This is a genomic window from Virgibacillus kimchii (genome assembly GCF_055379185.1).
Genome location: NZ_AP043951.1, coordinates 3,887,484 through 3,908,612, shown reverse-complemented (window position 1 = coordinate 3,908,612; position 21,129 = coordinate 3,887,484). Strand labels below are relative to the sequence as shown.

Genomic DNA, 21,129 nt, shown 5'->3' with positions numbered 1-21,129 from the left:
CTTTACGTTGTGACGAGCATTCAGCACGGTGGGGCGGGCATTTACGCGCAGTCCCAAGTCCCTCATCCCAGACAATTTCATTTCGAATAATGCACTGCTGCATCCCCGCCCTTAAGTGCGATCCCAAAAGCGCTGCTTTGCGATTGCATTTACGAAATCCTTTGCAAAGTTCGGATTATTGGCTGCAAAAACGACACCTGCCAGATTGTTTTTGTCTGATGCTTTTAGGTAGTTACCGGCAGTCGTTGCAATGCCAATCGGCTTATAATGTTTATAGGCCATCGTGATAAACTCATTGATGTCAGACTCAAATTTCGCTTGATTACTGGTTCTCCCGCCGACAACATAAAGCGCGTCATAGAGCACTGCGTATTTTGTTAAAAATGTTTCATTTACTTCGATTTGTGTACCGTCTGAGCCGGTCACCATTCCCAGTTCTTCACTGATGATGTCCATAAATACACCATTATGCTTTAAAGCGTTCAATGTATTGGTCACTTCTCCCCCGTGGAACCCATCACCAATCAGTACGGCTACTTTTTGTGTGGCGGCAAAATATGGTGTATTTAATTGGCTGAGGGAAGGATAACTTGTTTCCACTGGTACATGAGAGGTTTGTGGAGGATTCACACCCAGCTTTTCCGCTAATACCGTCCCAAGTCCCTGATCAACATTTGCCCACATTTCCACGTTTTGCTGTCTGACTGATTCACTTTTTACATATTGGAGGTGAAATGTCAGACACTGGGTGAGATCCTGTTTCTCAATGGATGACAAACTATTCCAGAAAATCCTTGGCTGTGAAAAGAAGTCATTAAACGACTCACTTGGCACTTCTCTCGTAACATGACCCTCCACATCTTCAGGGTAATTGACATAGCCGCCTTCCTCAAATGTAGATTCTGACGGCGTATTTCCGGCTAATGAGTTTTTATGGTAATGCACAGGATCTACATCAATCCTGTATCTTGAAAAACTGTCACGCAGATTAAAATACTTTTCATTGATCGATTTATTGATTGGAATTTCATTGATGTTGGCGGTGCGCTGCCGGTATAGCTCCGTATCCCTGTACGCAATGCTTCTCCCTTGTAAAACTGGATCATTCGTAAAGTCAATCCCCGGTACGACATGGGCAGGGTCAAAAACAGACTGTTCTTCCTCCGCAAAAAAATTATCCATGAGCCGGTTCAGCGTCATTTTACCTATAACCTGAACGGGGATCTGTTCCTCCGGCCAGAGCTTCGTGTTATCCAATATATCGAAATCGTACTTAAACTCATCTTCCTGGGCGATAAGCTGAATTCCCAGTTCATACTCAGGGTAGGCCCCTTTATTAATGGCTTCGATAATATCTCTTCGGTGGTAGTCCGGATCCACCCCGCCAATCACATTTGCCTCATCAAGCAGTAAAGAATGCACCCCAAGTTTGGGAATCCATTTAAACCGGACAAAAGTGGATTTTCCTTGTTCATTGATAAACCGGAATGTGTTGATCGGCCAACCTGCCATCATGCGCCAGCTTCTGGGACGTCCCCGCATCGACATCAGCCACATGATCATATGGGCAGCTTCCTGATTATTTGCTATATAATCCCAGAAATTATTATGGGCTGTCGTTGCCTGCGGAATATCTGTAACCGGATTCGGCTTAGCCGCGTGAACCACATCCATAAATTTCATGGCGTCTGCTATGATAAACACCGGAAACTGGAGGGATAATGAATCATAATTCCCTTCCTCTGTATAAAATTTCACCGCAAATCCGCGGATGTCCACGGCCGTATCCTTCGACCCCCTGTTTCCCTGAAAGGTGGAAAAACGCGTAAACACAGGGGTTTTCCTCCCTGCTTCCTGCAGGAAATGGGCTTTTGTCAGATGTTTTAATGACTGATAAGCCTCAAATTCCCCATGAACTGCAAAGCCCCTGGCATGCACCACTTTTTCAGGTATCCGCTCCCGGTCAAAATGGGTGATTTTCTTATAGAAATGAAAATCCTGTAGTAATCCGGGACCACGTCTCCCCGCCCTTAGTGACGTCCGGTCGTTGGAAACTTTTACACCATGGTCATCTGTCATCTTCTTTCCGGGACCGGTATTTCTCCGTCGGAACTTCTCCAGCTGCTCATCCTTATTATTGTCTTTGCCCGACTTTTTAAATCTATCCTTATCCACGTCATCATCCTTTCGTGATATTTACATTTCCAATAAATAATATGTATGCAAAAGGAAATTATTCTATGTATAAGGATGGAAACTACATTATATGATGGACAAACTGTTTGTATGAGAAAAAATGGTGCCTGTGGTCAAGCCCCTTAAAAAAGGACATTAAAAAAGTCGACAATCAATATAGGTTTTCTTGACCCACCACCCTTGACTTTGTTTGTGTCCATGGTATTTTTTGACTGGCGGATGGGAGAAATAATCCCCTAAGGGGAAGACCATCCGCCTAACAAGCCTACCATGGACAATCACTTCTAAGTTCCGCTGGCGGGGCCCCGTCCCCTTCCAGCGATCACTAAGAAGTGGCACGACAGTCAAGGGCAAGCAGCTGCGCTGTGGTTACATGGACGGCAGTCAGGCACAATTTTTGTATTGTACATAATATGCTTTAGGAGAAATGAACCCAAGTCTCTTTTGGATTCGTTTCTCATTAAATCGTTTTACGAAGGATAATAAATTTTTCCTGTAAGTCTTTCGTGAACAGTTGGGATAGAAACAAAGAAATTCTGTTTTAAGCTGTGAGAAAAAACTTTCAATGACGGCATTATCCCAACAGTTTGCCTTCCTTGACATGCTGGGTATAAATTTAAGTTTGCTGCTCAATTGATGATACATAAGCGATCTGTAGACGCTGCCCCGATCGCTGTGTATGAGTACGCCTTCCAATGTCTTTAACCTTCTTTTTCTTTGTGCTGCTTCAATCGTATCCTTAATTAACTGCTGGTTTGGGCTCTCCGATATTTTAAAAGCGATAATCTCCCGGTTAAATAAGTCCATAACGGCTGAAATATAAACTTTTTGGTTTTCCACCCACAGCTCCGTCATATCCGTCACCCACTTTTGGTTTGGATGATTTGCATCAAAATTACGATCCAGAAGGTTTTCATAAACAAAACCGGTTGAACTGGTTCTAGCTTCACTGGTCGTTTTTTTGCGCCGCACTTTAGCTTTTAAATTAGCTTCATGCATAAGGCGGGCAACTTTCTTGTGGTTAACAGTTATCCCTGCTCCTTTTAATTCCTTAGCGATCCGTTTGGCACCGTATGTTCCTTTATGCCTTCTATATATTTTTTTAATTTGATCCAGCAATTGCTTTTCTTCCGTGGACACGGGCCTTCTAACACGCTTTAAATAAGCATAATAGCCACTTTTGGACACACCAAGTACGCGGCATAACAGGACCACAGGATAATGATGAGCCTTCCTCAAATAAGTAACCGCATCATATTTTTTGGCTATTCGTTCTCCTTGAGAAAGGCCTGGAACTTTTTTAGGATTTCTATCTCTAATTCCTTTTCTTTTAGCTCTTTCTTTAGCTCTGTCACTTTTTGTCCTTCATTAACTTTCTTCCGTTGAGTAACAGAACGTTGATTGATTAATCCTTCTTTACCATTTAAAAGATAAGCTTTACGCCAATTATTAACCGTATCCCGATGTACACCAATCTCTTCGGCAACTTGTGCAACACTCCGACCATTTTCAAGAATATCCTGTACTACCTTCAATTTAAATTCAGCACTTTTGTGGGTCTTTCTTTGCTTTTCATCCATTTTATAACCCCCTCGTATAGTATATTTAGGCCCATAATTTTGAGCCTATAAGATTCTTACTTTTATAAAAATATAGTCAAATCTCTTGGATGTCCTGAGATATTTCTAGATAATGGTCTTAGGATCATTTGGGACAATTCTTTTCCCCCTTGTGGCTCGACCACATTAGAAAGACTGTTTCCCAGTGTACGTGCGGACCTTCCTACTCGCAGGCTGTGCACCCTGATTATCGAACCTGGATGGTAGTAGCTCTAGGGCGGCTTTCGAATCAGGGATAGTACTTATACACGAGGTTGTTGATCGACGTTCACACTAGGGATATCTCAGGGCGTCCAAGAAATAAGTACCAATGATTCTAAATCGAAAGGAGGAATTCCCCCCATGAAATTATTTGTTGGTCTAGATGTTAGTTCTTTTGATATTAAGGTTTGTTTTCTAAATGGTGAAGGAGAGAAACTTCGTTCCTTCACAGTATCCAATGATTTGCCTGGTGCCACTGTTTTACGTGATTCTATTTTAGAGAGTATACAAAGCCAAAAAAGCCATTTGATTAAAATTGGTCTTGAATCTACTTCAGTTTATAGCTTTCATCCATCCATGTTTTTACATAATGATGAAACGCTTAAGGCACTTGGTACAGAAGTATTCGTTATGAATCCCAAACAGATTGCGAACTTTAAAAAGAGTTACAGTGATATGGACAAAACGGATGAAATTGATGCGTTTGTCATTGCCGATTATTTACGCTTTGGGCGTTTGCCAATGTCTGTTGTTAAAGAGCAGCAGTATGTTGCGCTTCAACAACTTACTCGCTCTCGTTACCAACTCATCCGTCAAGTAACTAAAGAAAAACAACACTTTCTTCAGCACTTAAGTTTTAAATGCAACACCTTCACAGAGGAAGTGGAGTCTTCTGTCTTCGGCAATGCCATGATGGAGCTGTTTTATGAGAAATACAGCCTTGATGAACTGGCGCAAATGCCAATAGAAGATTTAGCAGCATTTCTTCAAGAGAAAGGCAGGAACCGCTTTGATGATCCAGAGTGTGTAGCTAAATCAATCCATAAAGCTGTTCGTTCTTCCTATCGCCTAGATAAGGTTGTAGAGGACTCTATAGACATCATTCTTGGCACTACTATTGAGGTCATAAGGACTCTTCAAAAGCAAGTAAAAGAGATTGATAAAGCGATCAAGCGAATTATGGCTGGATTACCTCAAACACTTCAAACGGTACCTGGTATAGGTCCAGTATTTACAGCAGGCATTATCGCTGAGATTGGGCAGATAGACCGTTTTGAAGGTGAAACAAAAATCGCAAAGTATGCGGGCCTTTATTGGCGTAAACACCAATCAGGGCGCTTTACGGCTGATGATACTTCGCTATCACGTAATGGTAATCAGTATCTCCGATATTACTTAGTTGAAGCCGCCAACCGGGTAAGAAGAGAGATTCCTGAATACCAAGTGTATTATGAAAAGAAGTATCGAGAAGTACCGAAACATCAACACAAAAGAGCCCTCGTTCTAACCGCAAGAAAATTAGTGCGTTTGGTGGATGCGCTACTACGTAATCACCAAATCTACACGCCGAAAAGGAGCGTGAATATATGAAGCTAAATTGCTTCTAATATCCTTTGTGTTATTTCCAGTAATTTACATTATTTTACTGGTCTAGTTTCTTGATGCCTTTTTTAAGCAAATTGAACCTTGACAATTAAATAATTTAACATTTTTCTCTTGACATACTACCGCAGGTCTTATAAAAGTCCGTAATGACGTATTTTCATTATACCCTATTGTCCATTATAAGGGGGTTGAGCACTGTCACTCCCCGAATTTTGTCGAAGTGCCAGGCACCTTTCTATACCATTGTAAATTTTATATTCGGATTTTCCTTTGCTGCATCTTCAAACACCTTTATAACAGACTTCCCATAGTTTCCCAGATATGCCAGCATTGGTTGACGATGAATCAGTACAATTTCAATGGGGTGATTATAAGTGCTGAGCGCATCCCATAGTGCATCAAGGTTGCTGCCGTAGTATCCATTCAGAGGCAGTTCGGATTTTAAATATGCATGGACTTCTTCTTTATGTGTCATTTTTTCTCCGTCCAAGGTAATGTGTACCATTTTATTCATCTCCATATAATATGGTAAATGTATCGTAATGATCATCGGTATAGTAAATTAACCCATCATTGGAATAAACAATGCGTTCTGCACCGCGGTAGCCGCCTTCATAATTAATATCTGCTTCATAATACTGTCTGCCTTCTTTTTCCGGAAGCAATCCTTCTCTATTTCCAAATCTGTCGCCACCAATGCTTTTCCGCTCCGTCACTTCCCACAAATTGCCTTCACTCGGCTCCCAGCCTAATTCGCCGGCTTCCGATTTCGTTATAAAATTATCCGGAAGCCTGTTGAAAGTATGAATATAAAGGGCAACCTCATCTCTGCCCGTATAATAACCGGCTTCTTCTATTTCAAATTCAGAACCCTCTTGTACCGTTTCCTGTTCATCTTTATTTTCTTCCAGAGTAAACATGTCCGGCGCAGAACAACCCGCAAAAACTGCCCCGGCCAGCAAGATAATAAACAAAAATAATAACCGTTTCACAGAACTCACCCTCTTCTTATGCCACTCCCCAACTGGTGCCTAGTATAGTAAATAGTTCATAAATGAAGAAAGACCATCATTTTCAATGTAAAATAGAAGTACCTATCACAGAACTTCCAATTACTAATCACTCAAAGGAGATGAAAATGATGGTCCATACATTATTGAACCATATTCAAGGTAAGAATGGAAGTCGATGGGCAGAATTTATTCGAAAAACAGGAGGAGAAAAGATATTAATCGTAGCGGTGGATGCAGCGAAGTATACGCATAAGGCCACAATCTGTACATTTTATGGAGATATTCTGGTAAAACCATTTGAGTTTGATGCATCCGGGACTGGATTTGAGAAGGTAAGGAATTTGGTTGAGAGTGAAAAGAAAAAACATAAAATGAAAGAGGTTGTTATTGGCATTGAAACAACGGGGCATTATTATGAGGATCTGGTGAGGCGCAGTTATAAAGAGGGTTATATGGTTCGGGTTATAAATGCAGCGACCACAGCACAAGTACGGGAGATGCTTTTAAATTCATCCAAGACAGACAACCTGGATTTAATGGCGATTGTACAAGCGATAATATACGGTCATGGCACAACGCATGAATTAAGCTCGGATACGATGAATAACCTGCAAAAGCTAACTCGTGCAAGACGTGAGTTAGTGGCAGAGCGTTCATCTGTACAAAATCAAATACGTGTCCATTTAGACCATATATTCCGCGAATTTCAAGGGAAAAGTGTATGGGAAAACGGCAAGCGAGAACAGAAAAAGCCCTTTTCCGATTTATTTGGGAAGTCGTCGGTTTACATCATGAGAAATTGCCCACATCCAAGCGATATCGTGGAACTTGGAGTGAAAGGCTTACGTGCTCTTTCGGTACGTGAAAATCTAAAACTGCGAGATGATACGATTCAATGCTTGCTTGATTTTGCCAATCAATCCATTTCACAGCCAAAGGAATGTGTCCAGGCGGATCAATTCCTGCTTAATCAGCGTCTGGATCAACTGGAATTATTAAATAAACAGATTAAAAAGCTGGAAAGAGAGATTGAGGATTTATTTGTACAGACAGAGGGGGCGGTCCTTCTTAGCGTGCCGGGTATTGGAGTCGTTACTGGAGCTGAATTATACGCGGAAATGGAGGATATTTCTGATTTCGATCATGCGGGACAATTAATAAAAATGGCAGGGACAAACCCAGTCGTGAAGCAGTCAGGGGATAGGAGACCTTCTTACTACGCTGTTTCCAAACAGGGGAGGAAGCCTTTCCGAAATGTTGTTTATCAGGCCGGCCGGTCTTTAGCCAGTAATAACCCGGAAATGAAACAGAAATATAAAGAGCTCATTGAACGCGGAAAAGTCGCTCCACAGGCTTACATTGCTTTGGGAAACCGGATGATTCGATTAGCCTTTTCCATGATTAAGCATCAGACGTTATACCGTACAAATCATAAAGATTATACTTTACTCAATCAAATAAGCAAAAAGCTGCACAGCGCTAATACAAAGCTGTTTTTCGAAAAATTTGCCGCAACGATAGACTATCAGTCTGCCTAACTGGAAATTAAGTAATTATAGACAGTGAGCCAGTTATGACAAAAGTGATCCATTCACTGGAAAATAGCACTATCTTAACCACAGCTTTAGCTGCTTGCCCTTGACCGCCGTGCCACTTCTTAGTGATCGCTGGAAGGGGGCGGGGCCCCGCCAGCGGAACTTAGAAGTGAATGTCCGTGGTACGCTGCTGATGCGGATGGAGCCCTAAAGGCTGTTTTTCTACCATCCGCCATCAAAACCACTACCACGGACACAAACAAGGTCAAGGATGGTGGGATACATGGCATGAATGATATTATTTGATGTTTTTATTCACTAAGTAGAACACGAAGCATGAACTGATTAAAGCCATTTGTTTTTATAAGCTATAGGAAGTGAAAATGGAGCTCCTCTAGGACGTTAGATTACATTGAACAACGTGCCTGAGGCTCCAGACCTCGTGTGACAGCGTTATGGATCTTGTCCTGCAAGTACGAATAATACGTGAAAATCTAAGTTTATATCACTAGGTTGTATCCTCTGCAGGATAAAAAAGCAAGATCCCTTTTACGTTCTAGAGGGGCTCTATTATAAAGTTCTGTGATGGATGAGTCTTTTCAGAAAACAAAGAAAATGAAGGGCTTTAGTTAAACTTACCCTTTTTTCGGTAAAATTACCTATTGACTTATTTACCATTATACGCTGTCACTCCCCGAATTTGCTCGAATTTTGTCGAATGGTATATTGTGACTTTTGATGAAATATCATTAGCATTGCATAAAACCTAAAAATTAAAGTCAAGCAAAGATTTCATAAGTAACATTAATATGATGCAATATTCTGACTGCACCTCATTCCGAACAGTGAAAAAAAGTTAATACAGGAATAAGTGTAGTCCTTGTCAGATAATTTGAATTATATTAAAAAGTAATTAAAATAAAGGATCAAACGTTAAATCGTTTAAATGACTCACCTCCTCAAGTGCAAATTGACGCTCTATGAACTTAAATTCTCTCTCCCAACGATTTGCTCGCCGTCCTTTTGACGTGCGTTCAGGCTTTCTAAAGAGGGAACGAATGAATTTATCCAGTCCTTCAAATAAGTTGGTTTGCAACTTTCGGTGTACGTCTAATAATGATCCTTTATGATGTAAGTTTCGCTGCATTAAAAGTTCTAAACAGTATGTAATGAGCGCAATCCAGATTTGATTGTAAACGGCATTCTCGCTTTTTCCGTAGAATGTTTTCAGGTGTAAATGCTGTTTCATCCATTTGAAAAAGGTCTCTATTTTCCATCGGTAGCGATACAAGTCACCAATCTCATTAGCGGAAAGATGGAAGCAGTTTGTGATAATGATAACCGTATTACCTTCACTATCTTCTGTTTCAATTAACCTTAATGATCTAGTCATTTGGTTTTTTCCTTTTCCTAAGATAACTTTCTGGTCCTTAAATATGAGAGAGTCTGGATTTGCCTCATATTCTTGAAGTACTTTTACTTCAGCGTTCTTTTTCAACCGTGTAATAAAACGAACTTTTTCCATGCAAAGCTTATCAAATTGTTTGTAATCGTTGTAACCCCGATCAAATAGATAGACAGCATCAGGTACGATTTCAATAAGTTCATTCATCTGTGTTCGATCTGCATGCTTGGCTGGTGTAAGTACACCACTATCAGGCAATACCATGTCTTTTGTAACAACTACCTGAAGATGAAGCCGAACGCCGGCTTTTGTTTTACGGAATGTTGCCCATGGATATTGCGTCAGGGACATACTCATCGTTGTCGAATCAATGACATGAAGTCTTGAGATTTGTTGAGAAATAGGCTGCCCTTTCTGCCGAGCATGGATGTTAAAAACAAGATGGTGAAAGACCTTCTCAAAAACTTTTGGTGATAAAGCTCCCAGCTTCCTTGAAAGTTGAGAGGTGCTAATATCAAATCCCATATGGCGGTTTAATTTGTCATCATCTTTCACCTTTTGGGTAAGGTGCGCTAAACTATCAACCTCATTTATGTGGGCTATGATAAGCAACTGTAAAAATTTATGAGCTGTCAGTTTTTTAACGTACTTATCAAGATCGATCACATTGATTAATTTCGTAAAAGTTTGTTCGTTTATTATCTTTAATAATTCATTTATTGTTGTTTTTGTGTTATCCTTGTCCATGTGATGCTCCTTATAATTAGGGATTTGGACAAGAACTACTACCCTAATTATAAGGCTTTTTTTATGCAATTGTAAGTATTATTACCTATATTGGGAATATTTTTTACTAGATGTAATGCTTGACAAAATGGTTGATAAATTAATGCAATGCTAATGATGAAATATATATATAAAGACCGGCTGATATACGATCTTTATGATGAGCACTTTGTTAAAAATGTTCTCGAATATAATCCTTTGCCATAAAATAAGCATTCGAAGTAAATAATTGGGTTTTAATTTTATTTTCCAGCATGAGTTTTCCAAACTGTTCGAATTCAATCAGCTTCACTTTAATATCTTCCGTCTCGTCCAGGTACTGTTCATGGGCTTTATATGCATCCAGGATTAGAAAAGTTTTCACTTTATTGTTTTGCGTCGCCGGGTTTACCATAAATTCACCTAAAAACACGGGGCCCCTCCGGGAAACGTAACCAGTCTCTTCCCTGACCTCCCTAACCAAACCTTCAGCATGTGTTTCATTTCCTTCTCTTTTTCCAGCCGGCACTTCAATGAACAAATCTGCTCCTGCATGCCGGTATTGTTCGACCAGCACCATCTCGTTATCTGCAGTAAGCACGACCGCATTCACCCAGTCAGCGTATTCATTGACAATATATTCATTGATCACCATGCCATTCGGAAGTTTGCAGCGGTCTTTCCGGATATTCCCGAACGGGCTCTTATGTATATACTCTGACTTCAACGTTTGCCATTTCTGCATATTCGTCCCCCATATCAGTTTAAAGAATTTTTAAATACATAACTCGCCTTTTTATAACCCATTTTATCTTCATAAAAACGATGTGCCTCCGTCCTTTCAAGACCTGATGATAATGCCACACATTCATAGTTATGTTCCATTGCCCACTTATGCACAAATGCAAGCAGCTCTTCTCCATAACCTTTTGAGCGTCTGGTCGCGTCTGTTACTAAATCGGCAACCCAGACAAATTTCCCGTAATAAAGCGTGATCATCGGTTTAAATCCGGTAACCGCCACCATTTCCCCATCATCAAATAAAGCAAACATTTTATAGCTGTCTTTATCCTGTGCCTCTTTTACCAAATGCAAATATGTATTTACATCAAGATGCGTTCTCAGTTGCTTCATAATTGAAAATGCAGTGCGTATTTCTTTTTCTGATTGAAGTTCTTTGATGGATAATGTGCTCATTGTATGCCTCCGTTTTCACTTTAAAGTCAATATTTATTTAAAAATCGAACAACCCTATCATTTGTTTCGTCCGCATCTTTCCCAAGCCAAATCAAATGTCCCCATGTATCCAGCAGATTTAATTTTGAATGAGATATATTTTCATGTGCAAAATAGGCATGTTCTACAGACACCGAAGCATCATTTATGCTATGCATGATTAAAGTTGGACAAGATACCGCCTGCAAATCTTTATCAGACACCTCATCGATCTGTTTCAAATCGATCAAAAATCCGTCTCCCGACCGCTGGCGATTGTTCATTTTTTTAATTTCTTCCGTATCATGCTCACTGAATTTGTATTGTGCTTCTTTATATGACAACGTACTGAAAGATGGAAACATCTGTCTGAAAATAAACCTCGGAAACAGATTGTTTATCCAGGATATGAATGCCCACGTGTACTTTTCCATCCTGGGATGAAACAGCAGCTGTGCCGCTTTGTATTCTTTATCCTTTGGACTGAGCCATTCTTTTGTGACTGCAGATTGTAACGTTAATGAACGTACGCGATTCGGATATTTAGATGCAAAATAAATACCGCTTGCCCCTCCTGCTGATATAGCGAGCACATGAACCTGGCTGATATTTAGATGATTTAATAGTTTGTTGTAATATTCACTTGCAGTGGCAAGGCTTTTCCCTATTTCTTTAGATGTCCCTCCATAACCTGGCCTTGATGGCGTAATTACGGAAAAGCCATTTTGCAATAATGCCTCATATCCAAATGTTTCATTACAGTTTGAGTGACCGCCGTGAAATACAAAAGCAGGGTCTCCTTCTCCTGCAATAGAATATTCAATGGTCACATCCCCAGTGTAAAACTCCCCTAATGTCCGATTCATCAGCCATCCCCCTTTATTACAATCTCCTTTAGGCCGGCATGAATCATGTATAAGAACGATTCATTAAAACTACTCTCCACCCATCGGGGTCTTCAATAGTTACACCCTGCTCTTTCCAGTAACCATTCTCAGGTTCCACTTCCTCATATCCCATTTTATACAGGCGAGCGGACACTTTCTTAATTTCATTTTCATCCGTTATGTAAAAAACCAATAGGTTATCCTTGGTCGGCGCAGGGCAGGGACTTCCATCAATATGTCTTGTAAATTCCAAATGATAGTCCGTGTCCGGCAATCCAAAAATAACCCCTTCGTATCCTCTATTCCCTTTAAATTGCTGTATTTCCGTTAGTCCCAGACCATTTTTATAAAAATCAATTACCGCTTCAAATTTATCGGTTGGTCTTGCTATCCTGATTTGTGCAGCGGTAAAATCATTGAATTTCATATGTAATCAGCCCCTTATATAGCTATATTTACAGATGTTTTAACTGAAAAACAAGTTTTTCTACCTGTTGTTTTATGTTAAAGTTCATTTAGATTGTTTGAAGTGAGGTTCTAAAAGTTTAGGAGCAACTAAAAAACGTACACGCCAGAAACGTTATCCTACTGCCAGAAACCGTTTTGTACAAAAAACAGGAGGTTCAGTCCAATGGTACATACTCTATTAAATTCAATTTTAACATAATATCAACTTATCAAAGATTTTAAATGGTATGAGTTCGAGGAGGTAGACTGAATTTGCAGGCATTATTGGTAATTGACATACAAAACGGGATTGTAAACTTTGGTGATTTTGAAGAGGAACTGGCACGGATGGAGCTTGTAATCAAGGGTTTTAAATCTAACAGGCTGCCGGTTATTTTCATGAGGCATTTCGACGATATGGAAGAAAGTCCGCTCCATAAAAATTCAACCGGATCTGTGTAAAACGTCACTTTATTCCCTCCGAAATAGGGGCATTCTATTCAAATTCCTCCAGATTAATTATTTACTTCCCTGAAGTAATGTGCTAAATTTTTTGCATATTATAAGGGGGAGTTTTTTATGATGATACCACATTATTTTGGAAAAAGTCTTAAAGGTTATGCTTTAGAGGGGAAAGATAATGATTTCCCAAGGTATGAAAGGTGTCCCGGCTGTAATTGTATTGCTGAGGGCAACCTGCACCGTAACGGATATTATTTTCGTTATGGAATTGATAGGGAGGCAGATCAGTGTATACCGATATGTCGAATGAGATGTTTGGCTTGTAAGGTAAACATTTCTATTCTTCCTGAGTTTCTTATTCCGTATTTTCAACATACCTTGGATACGGTCATTCATAATATACACCGTATCATTGATGGGGAGAAATTGGATGGTTGTCGCCAGCAGTTTGCCCAGCACTTCAAGCGTTTTAAAGAAAGGCTACCTTGGATACATAGTTTTTTTGTGGACGAGGGGCATCAATTAGGGTTTTCCCGGGACATAAAAAAAGAAGCCCAAAAATACGTGAAAATGATCCTGGATTTAGGCGAATCCACCTTCTTTCGAAGGTCCTGGGGTCATTTGTCATCATATTTTATGGGCAAATTAATTTTACCATATTTATCGCCTGAAAAAAATAAAATCAGTCCCACATAAATATTGCCTATGAATCTCTTGTCGGAAAAGGTAGAATAAAAGCAATGGATAACCGGTTGTCCTTCTATTCAAAGGAGGAAAAATTCATGAATGAAAAAACACGGGAAGAAATTGCTTTATTTCGCTATGGCCTGATTGCCCCGCTTTTCAATGGGCAAAGGGAGCCAAAGGAATATTTTCAGGAATTGGAGGGGAAAGTTCACCAGGTTCCTTACTACGGGGAACGAAAAATTGCGGCTAAGACGATGCAGGAATGGCTTCTTCATTATCGGAGAAATGGGTTTGAAGCATTAAAGCCCAAAAGACGGGCAGATCGCGGGAATTCTCGCCGACTCTCTCCCGATGATAAGGATCACATTCTCAAAATAAGAAAAGAAGAATTTTTTCACATGCCGGTCAGTGTGTTTTACGAACAGCTGATTAACCGCGGAGAGGTTCATAAACATGAGGTATCCTATTCGACCATTAACCGATTACTCAAAAAACATAACCTGGCCGGAAGGAATCACATGAGCTTTCACCCGGAAAAAGAACGGAAGCGTTTTGCCTATGACAAAGTCAATGTGCTATGGCAGGCAGACCTGTCACATGGACCATATATACCCATCGATGGGAAGATGAAGAAAACCTTTCTAATCGCCTATATCGATGATTGTTCCAGGATCGTGCCATATGCCGAATTTTTCTCTTCCGAGAAGTTTGATGGATTAAGAGAAGTGACAAAAGAAGCGCTAGTGCGACGTGGAAAGCCAACCATGATTTATGCGGACAACGGAAAGATTTATAGATCAGAAACGCTGCAGTATGCCTGTGCGGAGTTGGGGATCACACTGGTGCATACGCAACCATACGATCCAAAAAGCAAAGGGAAAATAGAAAGACTATTCAAAACAATACAAACACGGTTTTATCCGTTATTAAAAAGTGATCCGGCTCATTCTCTGGAAGAATTAAATAAAAGATTTGGGCGGTGGCTGGAGGAGGATTACCACCGAAAGCCACACGCCTCACTTGATGGAGAATCACCCCATCAAATATTTCATTCACAGTTAGATCATATCACATTTTTAGATGATCTATCCATATTAGAAACAATTTTTTTAAAAAAAGCAGAGAGAAAAGTGAAATTGGATGGAACGATTACGTTAGAAAAGCAATTATATGAGGTTCCCGCTGCATATATTGGGCAAAAGATTGAACTTCGACTTGATGATCAAGCAGTTTATGTATTTGAGGATGGAAAGCAAGTGGCTGAAGCTATTCCGGTTTCCATGGGAGATAACGCGCACGTCAAACGAGGGCCATTACCATCTCCGTTCGCTGTCACGGATACAACAGATGAAGATGAAGGGGAGGAAACGGCTCATGTATAAATCCTTTTATTCACTGGCAAAAACCCCATTTCTCAAGGATGTGAAACATGCCGACGCTTTTGAATCCACTATTTATCAAGAAGCGTTAAACGGGTTGTCATATTTACAAAAGTCCAAAGGCATTGGTTTAATTATTGGTGATCCGGGTGCCGGGAAAACATTTACACTGCGTTCATTTAAGGAGTCACTTAATCCGGCGTTATATCATGTGGTCTATTTTCCATTGTCTACCGGAGGTGTAATGGATTTTTACCGGGGACTCGCTTATGGTTTGGGGGAAGAACCAAAGTTTCGTAAAGTAGATTTGTTTCGCCAGATTCAATCAGGAATTGAACAAATGGCGCAGGAACGTAAAGTTACCCCTGTTTTTATACTGGATGAGATGCATATGGCAAAAGATGCTTTTTTACAGGATTTGGCAATACTTTTTAATTTTCAGATGGATTCATCGAATCCATTTATTCTCATATTGGCCGGACTACCACATTTAAAAACACGACTGAATTTGAATCATCACCGGCCATTGGCTCAACGAATCATTATGAAGTATCAAATTCAACCATTAAGTAAAGAGGATGTGTATGCGTATATAGAGCACCATTTAGAACTGGCAGGATCCAGAATGCCGATTTTCAGTTCCACCGCCCTGGAAGCAATCGCTTTGCGATCACAAGGCTGGCCGCGTGTCATCAATACATTAACAATGAACTGCCTTTTGTACGGGGCACAACAGAAGAAAGAACAAATTGATGAGGAAATCGTCCGTCTGGCAGCTGAGGAAAGGGCTTTATGATGGTTGAAGGTATTATGATTTTTCATATGGGTTTCTGGAAAATATGGATTGATCAAGAGGAGTACGTAGCGTACGAAGGATTGCCTATAGAAATAAAGATACAGAATCATTATGTGAAAGTTAATATAGGAAAAGATTATACTGAATACAATTCGTGGTTTGTGGAGTTTACTGAAGATGTTGCTTTTAATCTTCGGGAGTTTGAGGCTTATAAAGTAAGAGTAGTGTCCATAAATTTATTGAAAGAAGAGGATGTCCTTTAAGAGGCATCCTTTTTTCATAAAAAAACAGAAGAGAAATAAAGTGATTATTTATTGCCAAAGCTGGAATAAAGTGGGAAAAATAGCACATTACTTCAGATATTCCACTGTATTAATTTGAAATTAGGGACCTGAGATAATGTGCTAGTTTACAGGATCTGAACTGCATCCGTCATTAAGGGGTTATGCCGACTATGTTATAGACAAGCAAACGCCAAATTCATTTTACAACACAGATCTGTCAAATGTACTGGATAAATTGGGTGCCACGCATCTATTTATTACTGGATTTAACACTGAATTCTGCTGTATGTTCACAGCAATTACCGGATTTGACAGAGGCTATCAAATTACGTTCATTGAAGATGCAACAGGGACCGTAAATACAGATGAAACATACGAGATGAGGGGGTTGGATATACGGGATTTTGTAGGTACCGTATTGCATTGGTCGGACGTGATCGAGGTGCTGAATTATGAAGAATATGTTGAAACATACAACCACTTTTTAGGCAGATGAAGGAACAGCTCAGTTCGAAATTTGAACTGAGCTGTTTTTTTTCTGTATTTCTCACTTGAAAAATGCTATCTTCCACTTCCAAAAGCAGATGATTTTCGACAATATTCGACGAATTCCGGGGAGTGACAGGCACTTTTAAATAACAGGCACTTTTAAATACATATTTCCAACCATTCTGTGGCAAAGTAATGAATAAAATTCATTACTCTTCAGGGGGCCAACCTGTGAAACGACGGCTGTGGAAAAAGCATACGGGAAACAACTTCAGTCAGGAAAAGGGACAGAAAGAGGAGACACTCACTTCAAACCTTGATCAAACACTGAATGTATTCAAAAAAATATACACCTATCCAAAAAATTCAGATTTTACCATTAGGGAGCTAAGAATAGGTGCGCTAAATAAACAAGCTTCCATCCTTTTCATCAGTTCTATTACAAAAGTCGAGAATGTGAATCAATTTATTGTTGACCCTTTAATAAAAAACGAGAAAAACAGCAATTCAGTGGAAGACATTATTACTACAGCTTCCATGGAACAAAAAAACACCTTCAAGGACGTCATGAAAGAAATAAACAATGGGATTGCTGCATTATTTATCGATGGGGACAATCAGGCTTATATATTTAACGTTTCCGAATTTGAAAGCAGAGGTATAGAAAAGCCGGATAATGAAAGTGTTGTAAAAGGACCCAAAGAAGCTTTCAGCGAAAAAGTTTCCACAAATATTTCCCTGGTTAGAAAAAGGGTTAGGAACGAAAGTCTTGTTGTTGAACGTTCTACTATATCCAAGGGTTCCAATAATGATGTCTATATGCTTTATGTAAGTGACATCACCAATGAACAATTGCTCAATGACGTTAAAGAGAGATTGAACGAACTAGATACAGATGCCATCCAAAATTTATCACTGCTTGAACAATACATTGAAGACAGGAAATATTCCATTTTTCCTTCCATTTTATATACAGAAAGACCGGACCGGGCTGCCTCATTTCTCGAGGATGGGTATATCGTGCTTTTAATGGACAATTCCCCTGATTCCCTTGTTGTCCCTGCAACTTTCTGGTCTATGTTTCATTCGTCGGAGGATCATTATTTACGGTTTTTATACGCTAATTTCACCAGACTGCTGCGTATATTTGCGAGATATTTATCACCGTATTCACTTCTGCCATTTATGTCGCTGTTGTTTCCTATCATCTTGAAATGATACCACCTGATTTATTACTGGCCATTGCAGCAAGCAGGGAGAAGGTGCCGTTTCCCGCGGTTATTGAAATTCTGCTGATGGAACTCGCTTTTGAATTAATTAGAGAAGCTGGCCTCAGGGTACCAAGTCCAATTGGACCTACCATCGGGATTGTTGGTGCCCTTATTTTGGGGCAAGCTGCCGTGGAAGCCAATATTGTCAGTCCCATCGTCGTTATTGTCGTAGCTTTGGGCGGTTTGAGTTCTTTTGCTATCGGGGATGTAAGTCTGAATTTCACCATTCGGATGTGCCGTTTTATTTTTATTATTGCTGCAGGTCTGTTTGGAATCTACGGGATGACAGCTGCATTTGTGGTGGGGTTATTTTACATGGTTTCTTTAAAATCATTTGGTGTTCCATATCTTGCGCCATTAACACCGACGTACCCCTCATCAAAAGATACAATTTTCAGAAAAATATTGGAAAATGAGAAACTCAGACCAGGGTATTTGAAGCCTAAAGATATAAAAAAAAGATAAGGAGAACAACATGGCAGGCTCGGGAGATAAGATTGGGATCAAAGAATATACAATGTTAGCCATTTTTTTGGTTGGCATAAAAACAGCGGATGACATTCCAACGATGATATTTGACAGACTTATGACCGCCGGCTGGATGGGTCCGATCATCAGTGGGATTTTCGCTGTACTGCCTTTGATACTTTTGCTGAACCTTACAAAAATACATCAGGGGAAAGGGTTTATTGATATTACCTACCATTTACTTGGAAAATATTTCGGATTCCTCGTACTCTTCTTTCTATGGGCTGTTGGATTTTTCTATATCATTCTTGATACGGCGACTTATACAGATATTATTTCCACGATGTATTATATAAACACACCGACAATTGTCATCTATGCTGTATTGGTTGCCGTTTCTGCCTACGGTGCTAAAAAAGGGCTGGAGCAAATCGGTTCTGTTGCATGGGCTATTTTCCCGTATTTACAGTTCAGCCTAATGTTTGCCATCATCCTGACCATGCTGCACGGAAATGCTGATTTCCTCTTTCCGGTATTCGGGCCCGGTGAATGGGATTTAGTAAAAGAAAGTGCCATGAACGTGTCGTTGTACGTGGATTTTATTTATTTGTCAATCCTCATCCCCTATATGAAAAGTACCAATGACTTCAGTAAAGGTACATGGATCGCATTTATCATCATTATGATTAACCTTGCCGTCTCCATGGCCAGTTATATCATGCTTTTTGATTATAATTCTGCTATGTTATTAAATTATCCGTATCATGAAGCCATTCGAACCATAAGTTTGGGGTTTCTGGGTAACCTGGAAACGCTCTTCTTACCATTTTGGCTGATCGCTGCATTAATTAAATTCAGCATATACTTTTACATTAGTATATTACTGTTTGGGAAGCTATTTAAAATCAAACATTTTGAATACATTATTCCTTCATTTGCCACCCTTATTCTATTTTTGGGGTTAATACCCGAAACTCCGACATTCACAATTTTTAATACGAGATTACTGCTCGGTGATATATTATCTCCTGTTTTTTTCTTTTTGCCGATTGTTTTATGGGTGGTTTCCAAGTTTAAAGGAGAGAAAGTTTTATGAAACTGCCTGCGGTCTTTTGTAAAAAAATATATATAGTTTTCATACTGTTTTTCCTCAGCGGCTGTTGGGATCTGACTGAAGTTGATGAGTTGGCGTATGTTACAGCACTCGGTATTGAAAAAGATGAAGAAAATGAAGGGATGGTTATTATTACCTATGTGCTTTCAAATCCCGAGGCTGGCAACTTGGCAGGGGGAGGCGGTGAAGGAGACGAGCCCCCTTTAGAGACCATTTCATTTACAGCAAATGACTTCATTACAGCCAGAAGTTTGGCCAACATGGTAGTTTCCAAGCAGTTGACCTACGACTTATTGCGGCAGATTATTGTATCAGAAGATTTTGCAAGGGATAGCGAATTTATTAGATGGATGTACGACATCACCAAATCAATTGAGATAAAAAGAGATTTAAAACTCTTTGTTTCAAAGGAAAGCCCATTTACTTTTGTGGAAAACAATCAGCCGAAAATGGATACCAGACCACATAAATATTATGAATTGATTTTTAAACGGGGACAGGATGTCGGAACAACGCCGCCCTCTAAAGTAGATAGTTTTTTTCGGATTACAGAGGCAGATGCCGACCTGTTTTTAGGGAGCTATGGTACTACGAAAGAAAATGAAGATAATAAAAGGTTAGAAGACCCTGATCAAATTGAAGCCGGTGACTTCCACTATAAAGGCCATACAAACACCACGCAATTTGCCGGTGCTGCCGTTTTTAAAGAAGGAATAATGATTGATTCCATTACCATCGAGGAAACCAGACTTTCTTATTTATTAAGCAATGTGATGGAACAGCCCGGTGAAATATTAACAACGATGCCTGATCCATTTGACGAAGCATATCAAATAGCTGTGATGATAAACAGGGATGGTAAAGTGCGTCTTCATATGGATTTACAACGGGAAACACCTTCTATCCAGGGAACCGTGCCTATTCGTATCTCCATATTGACAAACCACAGTATGGTTGATTTTGAAAATGACAAAGCGAAAAGAGACACTTTAAAAACTACGATTGAGGATACATTGAACGGAAAATTTGCCGATTTCATCAAAAAAACGCAGGAAGAATACGGAGCAGAACCGTTTGGCTGGTCACTGACCGCCAGAAAACAATTCCGAAACATCCCCGAATATGCAGCGTTTGACTGGATGAAGACATATCCCGAAATGGATATAAATATCAAAGCAGAAGTAGAGCTTGAAAATTTCGGCAGACAAACCGAGTTGCCCGATTTAAAGGAAATGAGGGATTAGATGCATATGGTGATAGGGTTGGCTGTTTTATTGTTTTTATCTACACGGCCGGATTTGCGGTTAAGTTGTGGAAGGATAAAAATAAGGTAGGGTCGTTTGTAATCTTTCTTTTGGCCATCGGTATTGTTGTAACACCCTTTTTTTCAGTTTTTTGAGTGCCTTTTGAGTGCCTGGGGCTGCGGTACAGTCGTTCCTCGTCCCACCGTAAAGATTTGTCACTCCCCGGTTTTTGTCGAATGATGTCGAGTTTTTGGATGCACGAGGTG

The 21,129-nt window shown here is 39.9% G+C and carries 21 protein-coding genes and 1 pseudogene; 12 read left to right on the top strand and 10 right to left on the bottom strand.

The genetic code is table 11. The features are described from left to right. Positions 1-111: 111 nt before the first annotated feature. From ACZ42C_RS19020 to ACZ42C_RS19010, 3 genes are all read right to left on the bottom strand, one after another. Positions 112-2,175 (bottom strand): catalase, encoded by a 2,064-nt coding sequence (locus ACZ42C_RS19020; protein WP_461183713.1) that lies wholly within the window; start codon positions 2,173-2,175, stop codon positions 112-114. Positions 2,176-2,580: 405 nt separating this feature from the next. After that, positions 2,581-3,435, bottom strand: coding sequence for an IS3 family transposase (locus ACZ42C_RS19015; protein ID WP_464891302.1), 855 nt, complete (start codon positions 3,433-3,435; stop codon positions 2,581-2,583). 26 nt (positions 3,436-3,461) lie between these two features. Then, positions 3,462-3,776 (bottom strand): transposase, encoded by a 315-nt coding sequence (locus ACZ42C_RS19010; RefSeq protein ID WP_461182413.1) that lies wholly within the window; start codon positions 3,774-3,776, stop codon positions 3,462-3,464. A 381-nt stretch (positions 3,777-4,157) separates the two neighbouring features. Between ACZ42C_RS19010 and ACZ42C_RS19005 the strand changes: the two genes are divergently transcribed. After that, entirely contained in the window at positions 4,158-5,387 is a 1,230-nt protein-coding gene (locus ACZ42C_RS19005) for an IS110 family RNA-guided transposase (protein WP_464891275.1), read from the top strand. A 250-nt stretch (positions 5,388-5,637) separates the two neighbouring features. On the opposite strand, the gene ACZ42C_RS19000 is transcribed toward ACZ42C_RS19005, so the two are convergent. Both ACZ42C_RS19000 and ACZ42C_RS18995 read right to left on the bottom strand, forming a co-directional pair. Further along, positions 5,638-5,907 (bottom strand): barstar family protein, encoded by a 270-nt coding sequence (locus tag ACZ42C_RS19000; protein ID WP_461183831.1) that lies wholly within the window; start codon positions 5,905-5,907, stop codon positions 5,638-5,640. A gap of 1 nt (position 5,908) precedes the next feature. Next, complete coding sequence (locus ACZ42C_RS18995) at positions 5,909-6,394, bottom strand: ribonuclease domain-containing protein (protein ID WP_461183830.1); 486 nt, start codon at positions 6,392-6,394, stop codon at positions 5,909-5,911. 146 nt (positions 6,395-6,540) lie between these two features. Between ACZ42C_RS18995 and ACZ42C_RS18990 the strand changes: the two genes are divergently transcribed. Next, positions 6,541-7,953, top strand: coding sequence for an IS110 family RNA-guided transposase (locus tag ACZ42C_RS18990; RefSeq protein ID WP_464891251.1), 1,413 nt, complete (start codon positions 6,541-6,543; stop codon positions 7,951-7,953). Positions 7,954-8,863: 910 nt separating this feature from the next. Here the strand turns inward: ACZ42C_RS18990 and ACZ42C_RS18985 are convergent. From ACZ42C_RS18985 to ACZ42C_RS18965, 5 genes are all read right to left on the bottom strand, one after another. After that, complete coding sequence (locus ACZ42C_RS18985; RefSeq protein WP_461183818.1) at positions 8,864-10,102, bottom strand: IS4 family transposase; 1,239 nt, start codon at positions 10,100-10,102, stop codon at positions 8,864-8,866. A 211-nt stretch (positions 10,103-10,313) separates the two neighbouring features. After that, positions 10,314-10,865, bottom strand: a complete 552-nt coding sequence (locus ACZ42C_RS18980; RefSeq protein WP_461183800.1) for an NUDIX hydrolase — start codon at positions 10,863-10,865, stop codon at positions 10,314-10,316. Between the two features lie 14 nt (positions 10,866-10,879). Further along, on the bottom strand, positions 10,880-11,317 hold the full coding sequence (locus ACZ42C_RS18975) for a GNAT family N-acetyltransferase (protein ID WP_461183799.1): 438 nt from the start codon (positions 11,315-11,317) through the stop codon (positions 10,880-10,882). Positions 11,318-11,343: 26 nt separating this feature from the next. Further along, positions 11,344-12,201 (bottom strand): alpha/beta fold hydrolase, encoded by an 858-nt coding sequence (locus tag ACZ42C_RS18970; protein ID WP_461183798.1) that lies wholly within the window; start codon positions 12,199-12,201, stop codon positions 11,344-11,346. Between the two features lie 43 nt (positions 12,202-12,244). Next, entirely contained in the window at positions 12,245-12,649 is a 405-nt protein-coding gene (locus tag ACZ42C_RS18965; protein ID WP_461183797.1) for a VOC family protein, read from the bottom strand. Between the two features lie 293 nt (positions 12,650-12,942). Between ACZ42C_RS18965 and ACZ42C_RS18960 the strand changes: the two genes are divergently transcribed. The 10 genes and pseudogenes from ACZ42C_RS18960 (at position 12,943) to ACZ42C_RS18915 (ending at position 20,863) form a co-directional block, all read left to right on the top strand. Continuing rightward, the gene (locus tag ACZ42C_RS18960) at positions 12,943-13,131 is read left to right on the top strand and encodes a cysteine hydrolase family protein (RefSeq protein WP_461183796.1); all 189 of its coding nucleotides are present in this window, start codon (positions 12,943-12,945) and stop codon (positions 13,129-13,131) included. 117 nt (positions 13,132-13,248) lie between these two features. Next, entirely contained in the window at positions 13,249-13,827 is a 579-nt protein-coding gene (locus tag ACZ42C_RS18955) for a hypothetical protein (protein ID WP_464891285.1), read from the top strand. A gap of 86 nt (positions 13,828-13,913) precedes the next feature. Beyond that, positions 13,914-15,200 carry a DDE-type integrase/transposase/recombinase gene (locus ACZ42C_RS18950; RefSeq protein ID WP_461183789.1) on the top strand — a complete coding sequence of 429 codons (1,287 nt, stop codon included), beginning with the start codon at positions 13,914-13,916 and terminating at the stop codon, positions 15,198-15,200. Beyond that, the gene (locus tag ACZ42C_RS18945; protein ID WP_461183788.1) at positions 15,193-15,993 is read left to right on the top strand and encodes an ExeA family protein; all 801 of its coding nucleotides are present in this window, start codon (positions 15,193-15,195) and stop codon (positions 15,991-15,993) included. Before ACZ42C_RS18950 ends, ACZ42C_RS18945 begins: the two co-directional genes overlap by 8 nt. Then, a complete protein-coding gene (locus ACZ42C_RS18940) occupies positions 15,990-16,256 on the top strand; it encodes a hypothetical protein (protein WP_461183787.1) in 267 nt (88 codons plus the stop codon). Before ACZ42C_RS18945 ends, ACZ42C_RS18940 begins: the two co-directional genes overlap by 4 nt. Positions 16,257-16,407: 151 nt before the next feature. Further along, a pseudogene (locus tag ACZ42C_RS18935) lies at positions 16,408-16,773 on the top strand (cysteine hydrolase family protein); the annotation flags it as partial. 224 nt (positions 16,774-16,997) lie between these two features. Then, a complete protein-coding gene (locus tag ACZ42C_RS18930; RefSeq protein ID WP_461183634.1) occupies positions 16,998-17,984 on the top strand; it encodes a spore germination protein in 987 nt (328 codons plus the stop codon). After that, complete coding sequence (locus tag ACZ42C_RS18925) at positions 17,981-18,502, top strand: spore germination protein (RefSeq protein ID WP_461183633.1); 522 nt, start codon at positions 17,981-17,983, stop codon at positions 18,500-18,502. Before ACZ42C_RS18930 ends, ACZ42C_RS18925 begins: the two co-directional genes overlap by 4 nt. Positions 18,503-18,512: 10 nt before the next feature. Continuing rightward, on the top strand, positions 18,513-19,601 hold the full coding sequence (locus ACZ42C_RS18920) for a GerAB/ArcD/ProY family transporter (protein WP_461183632.1): 1,089 nt from the start codon (positions 18,513-18,515) through the stop codon (positions 19,599-19,601). Continuing rightward, entirely contained in the window at positions 19,598-20,863 is a 1,266-nt protein-coding gene (locus ACZ42C_RS18915; protein ID WP_461183631.1) for a Ger(x)C family spore germination C-terminal domain-containing protein, read from the top strand. The genes ACZ42C_RS18920 and ACZ42C_RS18915 overlap by 4 nt, the downstream gene beginning before the upstream one ends. Positions 20,864-21,129 lie beyond the last annotated feature (266 nt).